This is a genomic window from Streptomyces sp. NPDC031225 (assembly GCF_055570355.1).
In genome coordinates this window covers 120,839-136,043 of record NZ_JBVIHJ010000017.1, presented here as the reverse complement: position 1 = coordinate 136,043, position 15,205 = coordinate 120,839, and the positions used below count along the sequence as shown (strand labels likewise).

General features: G+C 70.8%; 18 protein-coding genes and 1 riboswitch. Of the genes, 8 read left to right on the top strand and 10 right to left on the bottom strand.

The window, feature by feature from the left end:
* Positions 1-100: 100 nt before the first annotated feature.
* Both ACZ48Z_RS27645 and ACZ48Z_RS27640 read left to right on the top strand, forming a co-directional pair.
* Entirely contained in the window at positions 101-832 is a 732-nt protein-coding gene (locus ACZ48Z_RS27645) for a lysophospholipid acyltransferase family protein (protein ID WP_468738586.1), read from the top strand.
* 70 nt (positions 833-902) lie between these two features.
* Positions 903-1,925, top strand: coding sequence for an NAD-dependent epimerase/dehydratase family protein (locus ACZ48Z_RS27640; RefSeq protein ID WP_468738661.1), 1,023 nt, complete (start codon positions 903-905; stop codon positions 1,923-1,925).
* A 57-nt stretch (positions 1,926-1,982) separates the two neighbouring features.
* Here the strand turns inward: ACZ48Z_RS27640 and ACZ48Z_RS27635 are convergent, their stop codons facing one another.
* The 8 genes from ACZ48Z_RS27635 to ACZ48Z_RS27600 form a co-directional block, all read right to left on the bottom strand.
* Entirely contained in the window at positions 1,983-3,596 is a 1,614-nt protein-coding gene (locus ACZ48Z_RS27635) for an alpha/beta hydrolase (RefSeq protein ID WP_468738585.1), read from the bottom strand.
* A gap of 126 nt (positions 3,597-3,722) precedes the next feature.
* Complete coding sequence (locus ACZ48Z_RS27630) at positions 3,723-4,451, bottom strand: urease accessory protein UreD (protein WP_468738660.1); 729 nt, start codon at positions 4,449-4,451, stop codon at positions 3,723-3,725.
* Between the two features lie 35 nt (positions 4,452-4,486).
* Positions 4,487-5,164, bottom strand: a complete 678-nt coding sequence (gene ureG, locus ACZ48Z_RS27625; RefSeq protein WP_468738584.1) for an urease accessory protein UreG — start codon at positions 5,162-5,164, stop codon at positions 4,487-4,489.
* A 361-nt stretch (positions 5,165-5,525) separates the two neighbouring features.
* Entirely contained in the window at positions 5,526-6,203 is a 678-nt protein-coding gene (locus ACZ48Z_RS27620) for an urease accessory protein UreF (protein WP_468738583.1), read from the bottom strand.
* Between the two features lie 13 nt (positions 6,204-6,216).
* A complete protein-coding gene (locus tag ACZ48Z_RS27615) occupies positions 6,217-7,938 on the bottom strand; it encodes an urease subunit alpha (RefSeq protein ID WP_468738582.1) in 1,722 nt (573 codons plus the stop codon).
* Complete coding sequence (locus ACZ48Z_RS27610) at positions 7,931-8,242, bottom strand: urease subunit beta (protein ID WP_468738581.1); 312 nt, start codon at positions 8,240-8,242, stop codon at positions 7,931-7,933. The genes ACZ48Z_RS27615 and ACZ48Z_RS27610 overlap by 8 nt, the downstream gene beginning before the upstream one ends.
* Positions 8,243-8,253: 11 nt before the next feature.
* Positions 8,254-8,556 carry an urease subunit gamma gene (locus tag ACZ48Z_RS27605; RefSeq protein WP_468738580.1) on the bottom strand — a complete coding sequence of 101 codons (303 nt, stop codon included), beginning with the start codon at positions 8,554-8,556 and terminating at the stop codon, positions 8,254-8,256.
* A gap of 88 nt (positions 8,557-8,644) precedes the next feature.
* Entirely contained in the window at positions 8,645-9,295 is a 651-nt protein-coding gene (locus ACZ48Z_RS27600) for a TetR/AcrR family transcriptional regulator (protein WP_468738579.1), read from the bottom strand.
* 102 nt (positions 9,296-9,397) lie between these two features.
* Between ACZ48Z_RS27600 and ACZ48Z_RS27595 the strand changes: the two genes are divergently transcribed.
* Entirely contained in the window at positions 9,398-10,387 is a 990-nt protein-coding gene (locus tag ACZ48Z_RS27595; RefSeq protein ID WP_468738578.1) for an ABC transporter permease, read from the top strand.
* Between the two features lie 52 nt (positions 10,388-10,439).
* Here ACZ48Z_RS27595 and ACZ48Z_RS27590 read toward each other — a convergent pair whose 3' ends face one another.
* Positions 10,440-10,718 carry a type II toxin-antitoxin system Phd/YefM family antitoxin gene (locus ACZ48Z_RS27590; protein ID WP_468738577.1) on the bottom strand — a complete coding sequence of 93 codons (279 nt, stop codon included), beginning with the start codon at positions 10,716-10,718 and terminating at the stop codon, positions 10,440-10,442.
* A 72-nt stretch (positions 10,719-10,790) separates the two neighbouring features.
* Between ACZ48Z_RS27590 and ACZ48Z_RS27585 the strand changes: the two genes are divergently transcribed.
* From ACZ48Z_RS27585 to ACZ48Z_RS27570, 4 genes are all read left to right on the top strand, one after another.
* The gene (locus tag ACZ48Z_RS27585; RefSeq protein WP_468738576.1) at positions 10,791-11,426 is read left to right on the top strand and encodes an ATP-dependent Clp protease proteolytic subunit; all 636 of its coding nucleotides are present in this window, start codon (positions 10,791-10,793) and stop codon (positions 11,424-11,426) included.
* 7 nt (positions 11,427-11,433) lie between these two features.
* Positions 11,434-11,739: a hypothetical protein gene (locus ACZ48Z_RS27580; protein ID WP_468738575.1), complete on the top strand. Its 306-nt coding sequence runs from the start codon at positions 11,434-11,436 to the stop codon at positions 11,737-11,739.
* Positions 11,740-12,116: 377 nt separating this feature from the next.
* Positions 12,117-12,287, top strand: a riboswitch (cyclic di-AMP (ydaO/yuaA leader).
* Between the two features lie 3 nt (positions 12,288-12,290).
* On the top strand, positions 12,291-12,764 hold the full coding sequence (locus ACZ48Z_RS27575; RefSeq protein WP_389104056.1) for a C40 family peptidase: 474 nt from the start codon (positions 12,291-12,293) through the stop codon (positions 12,762-12,764).
* A 94-nt stretch (positions 12,765-12,858) separates the two neighbouring features.
* Positions 12,859-13,461: a DUF6328 family protein gene (locus tag ACZ48Z_RS27570; protein WP_468738659.1), complete on the top strand. Its 603-nt coding sequence runs from the start codon at positions 12,859-12,861 to the stop codon at positions 13,459-13,461.
* A 207-nt stretch (positions 13,462-13,668) separates the two neighbouring features.
* On the opposite strand, the gene ACZ48Z_RS27565 is transcribed toward ACZ48Z_RS27570, so the two are convergent.
* Positions 13,669-14,127 carry an ATP-binding protein gene (locus ACZ48Z_RS27565; protein ID WP_468738574.1) on the bottom strand — a complete coding sequence of 153 codons (459 nt, stop codon included), beginning with the start codon at positions 14,125-14,127 and terminating at the stop codon, positions 13,669-13,671.
* Between the two features lie 214 nt (positions 14,128-14,341).
* On the opposite strand from ACZ48Z_RS27565, the gene ACZ48Z_RS27560 reads away from it, so the two are divergent.
* Positions 14,342-15,202, top strand: coding sequence for a helix-turn-helix domain-containing protein (locus tag ACZ48Z_RS27560; protein ID WP_468738573.1), 861 nt, complete (start codon positions 14,342-14,344; stop codon positions 15,200-15,202).
* The last annotated feature ends 3 nt before the right edge of the window (positions 15,203-15,205 follow it).

Sequence of the window (15,205 nt, the reverse complement as noted above, 5' to 3'; positions counted from 1 at the left end):
GCCCCTGCCGGCTGCGCCTACACTGACAACCCCACCTCACGCCGGTTGACCAGCCAGAACGCGGAGTTGAGCCGTCCGCCCGACCGAGGAGCGCCCCCTCTTGTTCTACTACCTGCTCAAATACGTGCTGCTGGGGCCGTTGCTGAGACTGGTCTTCCGGCCCCGAATAGAGGGCTTGGAGCACATCCCGGACTCGGGTGCGGCCATCGTGGCGGGCAACCACCTGTCCTTCTCCGACCACTTCCTGATGCCCGCGGTGCTGAAGCGGCGCATCACCTTCCTGGCGAAGGCCGAGTACTTCACCGGCCCCGGCGTCAAGGGCCGGCTGACCGCCTTCTTCTTCCGCAGCGCCGGGCAGATCCCGGTCGACCGCTCCGGCAAGGAGGCGGGTCAGGCCGCCATCCGCGAGGGCCTCGGCGTACTGAGCAAGGACGAACTGCTCGGCATCTACCCGGAGGGCACCCGCTCCCACGACGGCCGCCTCTACAAGGGCAAGGTCGGCGTCGCGGTGATGGCGCTCAGGTCCAAGGTCCCGGTCATCCCCTGCGCGATGATCGGCACCTTCGAGGCGCAGCCCCCGGGCAAGGTCATCCCGAACGTCCACCCCGTGGTGATCCGCTTCGGCAAGCCCCTCGACTTCTCCCGCTACGAGGGCATGGAGAACGAGAAGGCGATCCTGCGGGCCATCACCGACGAGATCATGTACGCCATCCTGAAGCTGTCCGGCCAGGAGTACGTCGACCAGTACGCGGCCGTGGCGAAGGCCGAGGAGGCCGCCGCGCGCTCGGCGAAGGAGAAGGAGCGCAAGTTCCCTCGGCTGCCGCTGGGTTGACGTCTGCTGTCGGCAGAGCGGGCTGTTCCGGGGGCCTTCCCGGCCGTAGCGTCGCCGCATGAGACATGCAGTGGTGATCGGAGCGACCGGGCAGATCGGACGGGTGGCCGTGGCGGCGCTGGCCCGGGACGGCTGGGAGGTGACGGCCGTCTCCCGGAGCGGCGGACGGGACGAGAGCTGGCCCGCACACGTGCGTACCGCGCGGGCCGACCGGGCGGACGACGCCGCCCTGGCCGCCGCGGTGGGCGACGGCTGCGAGGTTTTGGTGGACTTGGTCGCCTACGGGCCCGAGCACGCACGGCAGTTGGTGTCGCTGGCCGACCGTGTGGGCTCGGCCGTGGTGATCTCCAGCATCTCGGTGTACGAGGACGACAAGGGCCGCAGCTTCGACACCCAGGGCGAGCCGGACGGCTTCCCGGAGTACCCGGTGCCGCTGAGCGAGGCACAGCGGACCGTCCCGCCGGGCGAGTCGTCGTACAGCACCCGCAAGGTGGGACTGGAGCGTGAACTCCTCGCCGCGGGCGACCGGTTGCCCAGCACACTCCTGCGGGCGGGCGCGATCCACGGGCCGCACTGCCGGACACCGCGCGAGCTCTACTTCGTCAAGCGCAACCTCGACGGCCGCCCTCGGCGGCTGCTCCCGTTCGGCGGGGAGAGCCGCTTCCACCCCGCGAGCGTCCACAACATCGCGGAGCTGATCCGGCTGGCGGCGGCACGGCCCGGCACCCGGGCCCTCAACGCCGTGGACCCGGACGCCCCGACGGTCGCGGAGATCGCCGGGGCGATCGACGCCGTCATGGGGGCCCGGCCCGAGACGGTCCTGCTGGACGGCCCGCCGCCGTCACCGGTCGTGGGCGACACCCCGTGGTCGACACCCGCGCCGGTCGTCTGCGACATGTCCGCCGCGGAACGGGAGTTGGACTACCACCCGGTGGTCCGGTACGCGGACCGGCTGCCGGAGACCGTCGCCTGGATCGAGCGGCAACTGGACGGACGGGACTGGCGGGAGGCGTACCCGAAGATGTTCCAGACGTACGGCGACCTCTTCGACTACGCGGCGGAGGACGCGTATCTCGACTCGCTCGGCGCATGAGGAGGGGGCGGCCCGTGGCTCGGGCCGCCCCCTCCTTCTGGTCGTACGGCGTACCGGTTACGGCTTGGGCGTGGCGTGCGGGGCGCACGTCACGTCGGCCTTGTCCAGCGTGCCGCTGAGCAGGTAGGCGTCCACCCGCGGGTTGATGCACGGGTTGACCAGACCGGTCACGCCGTGCGAGCCCGCGTCCTTCTCGGTGATCAGGCGGGAGCCCTTGAAGCGCTTGTGCAGTTCGACGCCGCCCTGGTACGGGGTGGCCGCGTCACGCTCGGACTGCACGATCAGCACACCGGGCAGACCCTTGCCGGTGCGGACCTCGACCGGGGTCTGCTGCTTGACCGGCCAGGTGGCACAGGGCAGGTTCAGCCAGGCGTTGGCCCAGGTCATGAACGGGTACTTCTTGTTGAGCGCGGTGTTGTCCTTGTCCCACTTCTTCCAGCTGGTGGGCCACTTGGCGTCGGTGCACTCGACGGCCGTGTAGACGGCGTTGCCGTTCTCCGAGGCGATGTTGCCCGCGGTGTCCGACAGGTCCGGGGCGGCCGCGTCGACCAGTGCCTGGGTGTCACCGGCGACGTACTTGCTGAACACCGTCGCGACCGGCACCCACGAGGAGTCGTAGTACGGGGCGCTCTGGAAGAAGCCGATCAGCTCGGCCGGGCCGACGACCCCGCCGATGGGGTTCTTCTTCGCGGTGGCGCGCAGTTCGAGCCACTTCGCCTGGACCGCGGCCCGGGTGGTGCCGAGGTGGAAGGCGGCGTCGTTGGCGGCGACCCAGTCCTCCCAGTCCTTCCAGCGGCCCTCGAAGGCGATGTCCTGGTCGAGGTTGGCCTCGTACCAGATGTTCTCCCGGGACGGGTTGACGACGCTGTCGACGACCATGCGGCGCACGTGGCTCGGGTACATCGTGCCGTAGACGGCGCCGATGTAGGTGCCGTAGGAGACGCCCAGGTAGTTGAGCTTCTTCTCACCGAGCGCGGCGCGGATCACGTCCAGGTCACGCACGGTGTTGGGCGTGGTCATCTGCTGGAGCATCGCCTTGCCGGTGCGCTCGGCGCAGCCCTCGGCGTACTCACGGGCCAGCTTGCGCTGGGCGCGCTTGTCGGCCTCGGAGTCCGGCACGGGGTCGGCCTTGGGCGCCTTCACGAACTCCTGCGGGTCGATGCAGGAGATGGGCGCGGAGTGGCCGACGCCGCGCGGGTCGAAGCCCACGAAGTCGTAGGCCTTGGCCACGTTCGCCCAGATCGCGTTCTTGTTGACGACGCGGAGCGGGAAGCGCATGCCGGAGCCACCGGGTCCGCCCGGGTTGTAGACGAGGGCGCCCTGGCGCTCCGCCGCGGTGCCGGTGTTGCCGATGTGGTCGACGGCGAGCTTGATCTGCTTGCCGTTCGGCTTGGCGTAGTCCAGCGGCACGCTGACCCAGCCGCACTGGACCGGCTTCGCGATCCCCCAGTCGGCCGGGCAGTCCGCCCAGTCGATACCGGCCTTCGCGGCCCGGGCGGCGGCGATCGCGGCGCCGACCGTCTCGCGGTCCTGCCCGTGCCGGGTCGCATCGGCGTGGGTGTTGGCGCCGGCCGCGGGTATCGCGACGGCACCGGATATGAGCGTGGCCGTGATGAGTACCCCGGCAGAACCGAGTGCGGTCGTCCGCCACTTCGGTCTGGTCTCCCTCAAGAGGGACCTCCCCGTACGTCGATTCGATTCGTACGGGGATCCTCGTGGCTGTGGAGACGTTGTGAACAGGGGGTGCGTCGCTTCTTTGCCAATCCGATAAACGGAAGGGGTCGTTCGCTGGGCGGACTAGGCGCTAAGGGCCGTCAGTGCCTCGTCCAGCACCCGGCGCAGCAGCAGGGCGTCCGGGGCGACGGCGGTGACCAGCGCGGCGGGGCCCGCCAACGGTACGAGGACGGCACCCTCGCCGAGCATCTGTGCGGTCACCGGCTTTTCGGCGAACTCCGGTCGCACGACCAGGAGTTGGCCGACGGCTCGATGTCCCGCGAGCACCGCAGGGCCGTCCCAGCCGCCCGGCGCACCGGGTCCACAGGCCAGTTCCTGGTCGAGCACGGTCCGCCCCGCGACCCGCAGGACGAGCCGGCTGCTCAACCGTCCGGGCTCCTCCCCCACCCGCCCGAGCACCTGCTCCTCACGCAGCACGAGGCGGCCGGTTCGGGCGAGATCGACCCGGGTGGTGACGTACAGGTCACTGCCGCCGGCGGAGATCAACTGCTCGGGGAGCCAGTGCAGTTCGGCCTCGTCGGCGACCGTGAGGCGTACGTCGTAGTGGGCCTCGCCCTTGGTCTGTCCCGGCAGGGCGATGGTGGCGGCGGCCGATCCGACCCGCAGCCGGGCGCCTGCCCCGACGCCGGCCTCCACGGTGAAGTGGTCGCCGCCGAGCGGTCCGCTCATCGCCCCGACGAGCACGACCCGTGCCTCGGCCGCGCTCCCCCGGGTCCGCCGCAGTGCCAGCGGCCCGTCGCTCTCCAGCACGGGCAGGGCCGTACCGCCACGTCCGTCGTCCCGCGCGAGCATCCTCGCGGTGGCCCGCACGCCGGCCGCGGCCGTGGTCACGCCGTCCACGCGGTGAGCTGCGCCCGCACCCAGGCGGCGACGTCCGCGACACCGGTCTCGCCCCTGAGCGACTGGAAGACGACCGGCAGTTCGGCACGCTGGGCCTTGGCGTCGGCGGCCATCCGCGCGAGGTCGGACCCGACGTACGGCGCGAGGTCGGTCTTGTTGACGATGAGCAGGTCTGCGGTGGTGACTCCGGGCCCGCCCTTGCGCGGGATGTCGTCGCCCCCGGCGACGTCGATCACGAAGATCTGGGCGTCGACCAGCCCCTTGGAGAACGTGGCGGTGAGATTGTCGCCCCCGCTCTCGACGAGGATGAGATCCAGGGGCCCCACCTCGTCCTCCAGGTCCTCGACGGCTTCGAGGTTGGCGGAGATGTCGTCCCGGATCGCGGTGTGCGGACAGGCACCCGTCTCCACGGCGGTGATCCGCTCGGGTGGCAGCACAGCCTCCCGGAGCAGGAACTCGGCGTCCTCACGGGTGTAGATGTCGTTGGTGACGACGGCGAGGGACAGCTCGTCGCGCAGGGCGCGGCAGAGGGCGGCGACGGTGGCGGTCTTGCCGGAGCCGACGGGTCCGCCGAGACCGATGCGCAGGGCACGGTGGGTACCGTCGGCACGATGAGCGTCGGCGCTCACCGCGGTGGGGCCGTCGTGATGGTGGTCCAGATGCATGTACGGCTCCTCGGCCGAGGGGGGGTTGGTGGTCGGGTGCGGGTGCGTGGGGGCTGGTCGCGCAGTTCCCCGCGCCCCTGGGTGGGTGCACCGGGCCGGGGCGTGGACGGCTCCTCGGCCGAGCGGGGGTTGGTGGTCGGGTGCGGGTGCGTGGGGGCTGGTCGCGCAGTTCCCCGCGCCCCTGGGTGGGGGCGCTGGGCGTCGGTCCGAGATGCGCGGGGTCCACGCCCGCCTCGCACGGGCCGACCCGCCTGGCTGGTTCAGTTGCTTCGTGTTGTTCAGCCCCTCCGGCGTTTGAGGAGCGGGGGCCGGGGCGGAGCCCCGGGATGGGACGGGTAGGGGCGGCGGGGGCGAAAGGAACTCATGACGCGAACAGCCGTACCGGCCAGGACGCATGCGCCTCCGCCCCGATCTCCAGCAAGGGCGCGGAAGCCGAGGGCAGCGCATCCACCCCCGCGCCGCCGACGACCCGCCGGGCCGCCTCCACCGCCCGGTCCGCGACGAGGTCCAGCTCCGGTGTCAGGCGTGCCAACACCCCCGTCGCGTCGAAAGGGTCGAGGCTCAGCAACCGCACCGTCGCCGACGCGGGCCCGCTCACGCTCTCGTACGCCGCGCAGTGCGCCGCGTCCAGTGCCTCCAGGCCCGCCGCCCGCGCGGCGAGCCCCAACACCACCGGCTGATGCGCCCCCTTGGGGAACTCCCGGGCCACCGCGTCGAGTTCGTCGGAGGGCCAGGTCGCCCGAGCGGCCCTCATGAGCTGCCGGCCCAGCTTGCGCGCGGCGACCCGCAAGGCGGGCGAAGGCGTGCGGGCATCCGCGGCCGCGTCCAACTCCGCGGGAGGAAACCCCAGCACGGCCGCTGCGGCGAACGCGGCCGACACCAGCCCCGCTGTGTGCAGCCGCCCCCGGCAGAAGCTCTCCAGACTCTCCGCCCCGGTGATCCGCCCCGCCTTGACGGCCGCCTCGGCCCCGCCGGAGTGCGCGTGCCCTCCGGCGGGAAAGCGGCCGTCGGCCAGGACGAGAAGTGCGGCCCGTGACATCACAACCACGCCATCAGAAGAGGAAGTAACGCTGGGCCAGGGGCAGTTCGGCCGCCGGGGTGGCCTCGACCAGTTCACCGTCGATGTGCACGGCGAAGCTGTCGGGGTCGACCCGTACGTCGGGCCGGGCATCGTTCTCCCGCATGTCGGCCTTGGTGACCCCGCGCGTCGACTCGATCGCGACGAACCGCTTGCCCAGCTGCAGCCGCTCGGGCAGCCCGTCGTCGATGGCGAGGGGTGCCACGAAGTTGAAGGAGTTCGAGGCGGGGGCCCGTCCGATCGCCCCGTACATCGGCCGGGGAAGGATCGGCTGCGGAGTCGGGATGGACGCGTTGGCGTCGCCCATCTGCGCGTACGCGATCTGCCCGCCCTTGATGACGAGATGCGGCTTGGCCCCGAAGAACGCGGGCTGCCACAGCACGAGGTCCGCGAGCTTGCCGGTCTCGACGGAACCGACCTCGTGGGAGAGGCCCTGGGCGACGGCGGGGTTGATCGTGTACTTGGCGACATAGCGCCGTACGCGATGGTTGTCCGCCCGCCCGTCACCCGGCAGCGCACCCCGGCGCCGCTTCATGACGTGGGCGGTCTGCCAGGTCCGCATGATGACCTCGCCGACGCGTCCCATGGCCTGGGCGTCGGAGGAGATGATCGAGATGGCTCCGAGGTCGTGCAGGATGTCCTCGGCGCCGATCGTCGTGGGCCGGATCCGGGACTCGGCGAAGGCCAGGTCCTCCGGCACCGCGGAGTTGAGGTGGTGGCACACCATCAGCATGTCGAGGTGTTCCTCGGCGGTGTTGACGGTGAAGGGGCGGGTCGGGTTGGTCGAGCTGGGCAGCACGTGGGGCTGGGAGACCACGGTCATGATGTCCGGCGCGTGCCCGCCGCCCGCACCCTCGGTGTGGTAGGCGTGGATGCCCCGCCCCGCGATCGCGGCGAGGGTGTCGCCGACGAATCCGGCCTCGTTGAGGGTGTCCGTGTGGATGGCGACCTGGATGCCGGTCCGCTCGGCGACCGTCAGGGAGGCGTCGATGACGGCGGGCGTGGAGCCCCAGTCCTCGTGCAGTTTCAGGCCGAGCGCGCCGCCGCGGATCTGCGAGAGCATCGCCTCGTGGGAGACGGTGTTGCCCTTGCCGAGGAAGCCGATGTTGAGCGGGTACTGCTCCATCGCCTCCAGCATCCGGGCGAGGTGCCAGGGGCCGGGCGTGACGGTGGTGGCCTTGGAGCCCTCCGCGGGCCCGGTGCCGCCGCCGACCAGCGTGGTCACCCCGGACGCCAGTGCCTCGTCGGCGATCTGCGGGCAGATGAAGTGGACGTGCGCGTCGACGGCACCGGCGGTCAGGATCCGGCCGTTGCCCGCGATGATCTCGGTCTCGGGGCCGATCACCAGGTCCGGGTGGACCCCGTCCATGGTGTCGGGGTTGCCCGCCTTGCCGATGCCGGTGATCCGGCCGTCGCGGATGCCGACGTCGGCCTTGATGATGCCCCAGTGGTCGACGATGACCGCGCCGGTGATGACGGTGTCCGGGGTGCCTTCCGCGCGTGTGGCGCGCGACTGGCCCATCGACTCGCGGATGACCTTGCCGCCGCCGAAGACGGCCTCGTCACCGGCGAGTCCGGGACCGCCGGAACGGTCCTCCTCGACCTCGACGATCAGGTCCGTGTCGGCGAGCCGGATGCGGTCGCCGGTGGTGGGGCCGAACAGGTCGGCGTAGGCGGCGCGGGAGATCTCAGGCATCGAGGGCACCTCCGGTCTCCCCGCGCAGACCGGGCACCACACGGGCGCCGGTGAGCGGGACGAGTTCCACCTCGACCGGGATGCCGGGCTCGAAGCGCACGGCGGTGCCGGCGGCGACGTTCAGCCGCTTGCCGTGCGCCGCGGCGCGGTCGAACTCCAGGCCGGGGTTGGTCTCGGCGAAGTGGTAGTGGGAGCCGACCTGGACGGGCCGGTCGGCGGCGTTGAGGACGGTCAGCCGGGTGACCTCGCGGCCCTCGTTGTACGTGATCGGCCCGTCGGCGAAGAGGATCTCTCCGGGAATCATCGACGGCCCCCTCAGACGATCGGGTCGTGGACGGTGACGAGCTTGGTGCCGTCCGGGAAGGTCGCCTCGACCTGGACGTCGTGGATCATCTCGGGAATACCCTCCATGACGTCGTCCCGGGCGAGCAGTTCCCGCCCGGAGACCATGAGTTCGGCGACGGTACGGCCGTCACGCGCGCCTTCGAGGATGTGCGACGTGATGAGGGCGACCGCCTCGGGGTGGTTGAGCCTGAGCCCGCGGGCCCTGCGCTTCTCGGCCACGTCGGCCGCCACATGGATGAGCAGCCTCTCTTGCTCGTGCGGGGTCAGTTGCACGTCCCACCTCACAGTCCTCGCTACGGACCGTGCGGGGTCCGGTTGCCGCAGCCCCGGGGCAAACTCCCTGGTGGCGTGGATCCGCAGGCTAGTTGGATCCGGTTTCAGGCAAGTTAACCAAGCCGTGATCCCGCACGCTCATCAACGCCCGTAGACCGTCGCCCAGGGCCTCGGCGGGCGTCGGCCCGAACAGGGCCTGCTGCGCGAGGAAGCCCATCGCGGTCGCCATCATCGTGCGGGCCACGTGTTCCGGGGGTACGTCCGCCCGCATCACCCCGGCGTCCTGGTACGCCCGGGCGATCCGCGTCCAGATCTCGCGCACGGCGCCGTAGCCCTCGCGCAGGACGGTCGCGAGTCCGTCGTTGCGGAGGGTCTCGCTCCATACCTGGAGGATCAGCCGCGGGAACGCCGGCCGGCCGTCCACGGTCAGGGACTCCTTCGCGGCGAGGACGCGGGTGAGCACCGACACCACCAGGAGGTCCGGCGGCGGGGGCGGGCTGCTGCCGGCCACCTCCTCGAAGCTGTCGCGGACCTGGCCGAGGACCTCCCCGACGATCGCGCCGATCAGCTCCTCCTTGCCGCTGAAGTAGCGGTACACCGCCCCGGCCGACAGGTCGACCTCCTTCAGCACGTCCTGCATCGACGTGGCGTGGAAGCCGTTGCGGGCGAAGCAGATCGCGGCGCCGTCGAGGATCTGACGGCGGCGGGCGTCGAGGTGTGCCTGGGATACGCGAGCCATGCTCCCCAACGTAAAACGAACATTCCTTCTTGACAAGCGAAGCCAGCAGCGGGACGGTGATGACGAACCTAAAACGAACGATCCTTCTTTTTGGAGACTCGCATGACCACCCGCAGTCGCCTGATCGCGGTTGTCGTCCTCGTGCCGCTGCTCGCCGCCCTGGCGCTGTGGGCCTTCGCCTGGCCCGCCGCCCGCACCGCCCCTCGCGACCTGCCGCTCGGCGTGGCCGGGCCGCCCGCCGCGACCGCGCAGCTGGACAAGCAACTCCTGCAGCACGAGGGTGCCTTCGAGGTCCACCGTTATGCCGACGAGGCCGCCGCCCGGGCCGCGATCGAGGACCGGACCGTATACGGAGCGGTCGTCGTCACCGCGCGGGGCCCCGAACTGCTCACCGCGTCGGCCGCGAGCCCCCTCGTCGCCCAGCTGCTCCAGCAGGCCGTCGCCGGGCAGGCCGCTGCCGGGGGCACCCACATGAGGGTGGTCGACGTCGTACCGGCCGCCGGGAACGACCCGCGCGGCGCGGCGCTCGGCTCCAGCGTGCTGCCGCTGGCCCTGGCCGGCATCGTGGCGGGCGCGATCGTGACCATGCTCGGGCTGCGCGGCTTCCGGGCCGTGGCCGGGCTGGTCAGCGCGGCGGCCCTGGTGGGTGCCGTCGCGGCCGCACTGGCGCACAGCTGGCTCGGCGTTCTGACGGGCAACTGGTGGGCCGAGGCAGGGACGCTCGCGCTGGCGACACTGGCGGTGAGTGCGGCCGTCGCGGGGCTCGCCGCACTCATCGGACACGCGGGGATCGCCGTCGTGGCGTTCCTGGTGATGTTCCTCGGCAACCCGTTCTCGGGCGCGTCCTCGGCCCCGCAGCTGCTGCCGGAGCCGGTCGGCACGATCGGTCAGTGGCTGCCGCCGGGTGCGAGCGCGACGCTGCTGCGCTCGGTGGCGTTCTTCGACGGCGCGGCGTCGATCGGCCCCGCCCTGACGCTCGTCTGGTGGGCCGCGCTGGGCCTGGGTGCCGTCATGCTCGGCAACGCGCTGAAGACGCGGGCGAAGAGCACCACACCCACCGCCCCGGAGCCCGAACTCACCCCTGCCGGCTGACCGGACCACTCTCGCGTGCGCCCCGTCCGCCATGGCCGGGGCGCAGCCGTTTCTACGGCGCTCCGGTCCCCCGGTGATGCGCCGCGATGCCGAAGCGCTGCTGTTCGCGGGGAGCGGACGCGACCTCTCGCACGGTCGAGACCGAGGTGACCACCTGGTCCTCGACGTACTCCTGCAGCTTCTCCAGCCGTTCGAGGTCGGCGGCGGAGACCAGGGCGACCAGCGGCTTTCCGTGTCGCGTCACGACGACGCGCTCGCCGCCGTACACCACCCGGTTGATCAGGTCGGCGAGTTCAGCCCTGGCTTGCGTCACCGGAATCTCGTAGGCCATACCCCCATCATAACGTCACGTACGTCCTGTACATTTTTGACAGGCAACTCTGCCATGAGCGAGGGGTACGCCATGACCCGACCGACCGCGCGTTACGTCCTGCCCGAGTTCCATGAGCGCACCAGTTCCGGGCACAAGACGACGGATCCGTACTCGAAGCTCCTGGAGGAGCGGATCGTCTTCCTCGGGACGCGGATCGACGACACCTCGGCGAACGATCTGATGGCGCAGTTCATGTACCTCGAGTACCAGGACCCGGACCGGGACATCGCGCTGTACATCAACTCCCCCGGCGGCTCGTTCAGCGCGATGTCGGCGATCTACGACACGATGCAGTACGTCAGCTGCGACGTGGAGACGACGTGCCTCGGACAGGCCGGCTCCTTCGCGGCGGTGCTGCTGGCGGCGGGCACCCCGGGCAAGCGTTCCGTGCTGCCGGGCGCGCGGGTGGTCATCCACCAGCCGGCGCTGAACGAACCGGTGCACGGACAGGCCAGTGACCTTGCCATCCAGGCCGACGAACTGCTCCGTGTGCGGGACCGCCTGGAGGAGATGCTGGTCCGGCACACCGGGCGCAGCGCCGAGCAGGTGAGCGCGGACATCGAGCGGGACAAGATCCTGGACGCGCAGGGCGCGCTGGACCACGGCCTCGCGGACGCGATCGTCCCGAGCCGCAAGGCGTCCCGCACCACGCCGGGCGCGAGGTGAGCCGCGGATGCTGCCGGATCTTCCACCGCTGCCCGCCCTCACGCGCGCCGAGGGCGAGCTGATCGACCGTTATCTCGACGTGGTCGACCTGCTGGGCCGGATCAATCCCGCACGGCACGAGGACACCTACGGCGGACTGCGCGCGGCGCAGGCGCTGGTGAGCAGGGCGACGGAGTTGCGCGACGCGCTCGCGCTGATGCACCGCCGGGGCGAGCACGAGATGCACGCCGCGACGCTGGCGCGGGCCCTGCGAGTCCTGGACGGCGAGCGGCGATCGGCGCGGGTCACCGTCCCGCCCGGCCCCGACAGCTGACGCGTCCGCAGCGGCCCGGGCGCCCCGGGGTTCTGACGGGACGTCCGGAGCGCGGTTGAAACGGACCAGACGGCGTACCCCCTATTGGAGGAGGAGCGGCTCCTTTTTCACGACCGGAAAGGTCGCGCAACATGTGTAGCCCCTGAGCGGAATGAGGACTTCCTGTGCTGGTCCGGGGGTCCTTGGGCCCCTCGACATCCTTCGATCGCTCACATGTCCACCAGAACGAGTGAGTGGTGAGTAACGCCACAAACCCCCGGTTCTGTTGGGTTTTTCGCACTTCTTTGCGCCAAGATCCCTGTCTGACGACAAGCCCCCGCCGCAGCGGCGGGGCGATCCGGGCGGACGCCGAGTCCTGCCGCCGCCCGGATGACCGGTCGACAGAGGTGCATCGGCAGGAGTGGAGGACCCAAGCACGACGGGTCGCCGGAACGGTCACGCCATGACCGGGCCGAGCAGCCCTTGGGGTGAAGCCGCGTCAGCGGCCGGGCAACTTTGTCAGCCCGAATCCGACAGGTCATCCTTCACAGGCGGCTGACGAAGGGTTGCGCATGTCTGCGCTCAATCGTGTTCCGTCGCTGATGGTCCGAGCCGGTACGGCTTCGGCACTGACACTCGCCGCTGTGGGCGGCTCTGTCGTGATCCCGGGCGTCGCCGCCGACGCCGCGGCCGCCACGCCGGCGACGAAGGCACTCAAGGTCGCGGCCTCCAAGAAGGGCTCGCCGTACAGGTACGGCGCCACGGGGCCGTCCCGCTTCGACTGCTCAGGGCTCACGCTGTACTCGTTCAAGAAGGCGGGCAAGAAGCTCCCGCGCACGGCGGCCCAGCAGTACAACAAGACCCGGCACATCTCCGCGGGCAGCCGCAAAGCCGGTGACCTGGTGTTCTTCCACTCGGGTTCGAACGTCTACCACGTCGGTCTCTACGCCGGGAAGGGGAAGATCTGGCACGCCCCCAAGACCGGGGACGTGGTGAGGCTGCAGAAGATCTGGACGAAGAGCGTCTGGTACGGCCGGGTCAAGTAGCACCCCCGAGGGGGTGACGGCGCCCTGACCGGACGTCATCCCCTCGGGTCTCCCGGGACGCGTGGCACAGGCCCAGGTGGACACCCGCACTGCCATGGCCGGCCACCGCCCGTGCACCGCCCGCAACGAGACCCCGCTGGAGCGCGCCGACCGCAACTTCGGCGAGCTGCTCCAGGAACTGCGCGTCACCCAGACCGGGGTGCAGATCCTCTTCGCCTTCCTGCTGACCCTGGCCCTCACCCAGCGCTTCCCGTCGCTGGACGCCTTCCAGCGCGCCACCTACGTCGTCACCCTGCTGCTCGCGGTGCTCGCCGCGGCCCTCTTCACCGCGCCGGCCGCCCTGCACCGCTCGCTCTTCCAACGGGGCGCCAGGGCCCGCATCGTGCAGGTCTCCTCCCGGCTCGCCACGGTCGGCATGGGCGTTCTGGTGCCGGCGTTCACCGGGTCGGTGCTGCTCGTCGTGGACGTGACGACCGGCCGGGCCGGCGGTGTGGCCGCGGGTACGGCGACCCTGCTGGTGTGTCCGGGCCTGTGGTGGCTGCTCCCCCGACTGGTGTGGCGGGCGGGGCGCGCCGCGGATCACGGGACGGACACCCCGCACGCGGTTCCTCGGCCGCCGGACCGCGTGCGGCTCAGGCCGCGAGCCACGGCCCGGCCGGGAGCGGCACCCCGGGAACCGTCGGCGCGCCTGCGGTGACCCTCTGCTCAGCAGGGTGCCGGACCGCCCGACTCGGGCAGGGGACATACCGTCGGTGCGGATGGCACCCCGGGACACACGCCGGTGCCGGCAACGGTGGCGCTGACGGCGGCCGCCGCGGGGAGGACGCAGTCGCCGGAGGGTACGCGCCGCGCCGTACGCCCTCGGTCGCCCACCGGGCCTACGGGGCAGAGACGTGGCCGTGGCTTACGGCTCCTGCTGCCCGGCCGCCGTGACCGGCTGCGCCGGCACCGTCCACGGGAGTTCGATCGAGACGGTTTTTCCGCCCTCCCGGGTGGGCCTGACTCTGAGCTTGCCGCCGTACTCTGCGGCGAGCCAGCGGATGATCACCATCCCCCGTCCGTTATCCTGCTGGACCGCTGCCGGAAGACGCTTGGGGAAGCGGGGGTGGCTGTCGGTGACCCCGATACGCAGGTGTTCGTCACGGTCCAGCTCGATGTCCACCGTGAAGGTGGGTGACTGACCGAAGGTGTGCTGTACGGCGTTGGTGGCGAGTTCGGAGACGATGAGCCGGACGGTCTCGGCGACGTCGGTGACCGGTGGCAGCCCCCACTCCGCGAGTGTGCTCAGGACATAGGTGCGGGCCGCGGAGACCGAAGCGGGTTCGCTCGGCAGAGTGACGGATGCTTCCAGGTGGTCTGCCATGGCGACGTCGTCCCTTTCCCACAGGACCGGAGTCCGACACAGTGCGGATGGTTCGAGTACGGTCCCGGACTGGTGGTTCATCGTCAGAGTGCCATTACCGAGGCGCCGACGGGTGCTGATCCACCAAGATATGCATATATCTGTCGCTCGAAGCGGTGAACTCTGCGACGCGAGACCGTATTTGGGCGGCTCGTAGGGAGTAAGGAGCAGCGCCATGCAGCACGGTCCTGCGGTGCGCCGCCGGAAACTGGGTGCCGAACTGCGTGCGTTACGCACGAACGCGGCGCTCACCAGCGGTGAGGCGGCCCGGCTCGTGGGCTGGCACCAGTCGAAGGTGAGCCGGATCGAGACCGGCGCCAGCGGGGTGAAACCGGCCGATGTGCGGTTACTCCTGGATGCCTACGGCGTGCTGGACACGGATCTGCGGGAGCTGCTCCTGGTGCTGGCGGGCTCCGACGAGGGCGGCGGCCGGCACCACTGGTGGCATGCGTACCGAGGTGTCCTGCCGCCGACCTACCGGGACTTCATCAGTCTGGAGTCCCAGGCGAGCGCGATGCGCACCCTGGAGACCTCGGTCGTGCCCGGACTGCTCCAGACGCCCGAGTACGCCCGCGCGGTGACCTGGGCCTCGGTCGGCGGCCTCGACGACGAGCGTCTCGACGCGCTGGTCGAGGTCCGGCTGGCCCGGCAGGACGTGCTGCGCGGTGAGCCACCCCTGGAGCTCAGTGCCGTCCTGGACGAGGCCGTGCTGCGGCGGGAGGTGGGCGGCCCCGAGGTGATGGCCCGGCAGCTGAAGAGACTTGTGGAGGCGGCCCAGCTGCCTCAAGTGCGACTACAGGTACTGCCGTTCACGGCCGGGGCGCATGTGGGTATCACCGGGCCTTTCGTAATCTTCTCATTTTCGCGCACATCTGATCTGGATGTGGTTGTTCTCGACCACTTGACGAGTAGCCTCTACCTCGAGCGGAAAGAAGACCTCCAGGCCTACACCGAGGCCTTCAACACCCTTCAGTTCCACGCCCTTTCGCCCGAGGACTCGTTGGATTACATCGCCGGGATAGGTGACGGCGCGTAAGGA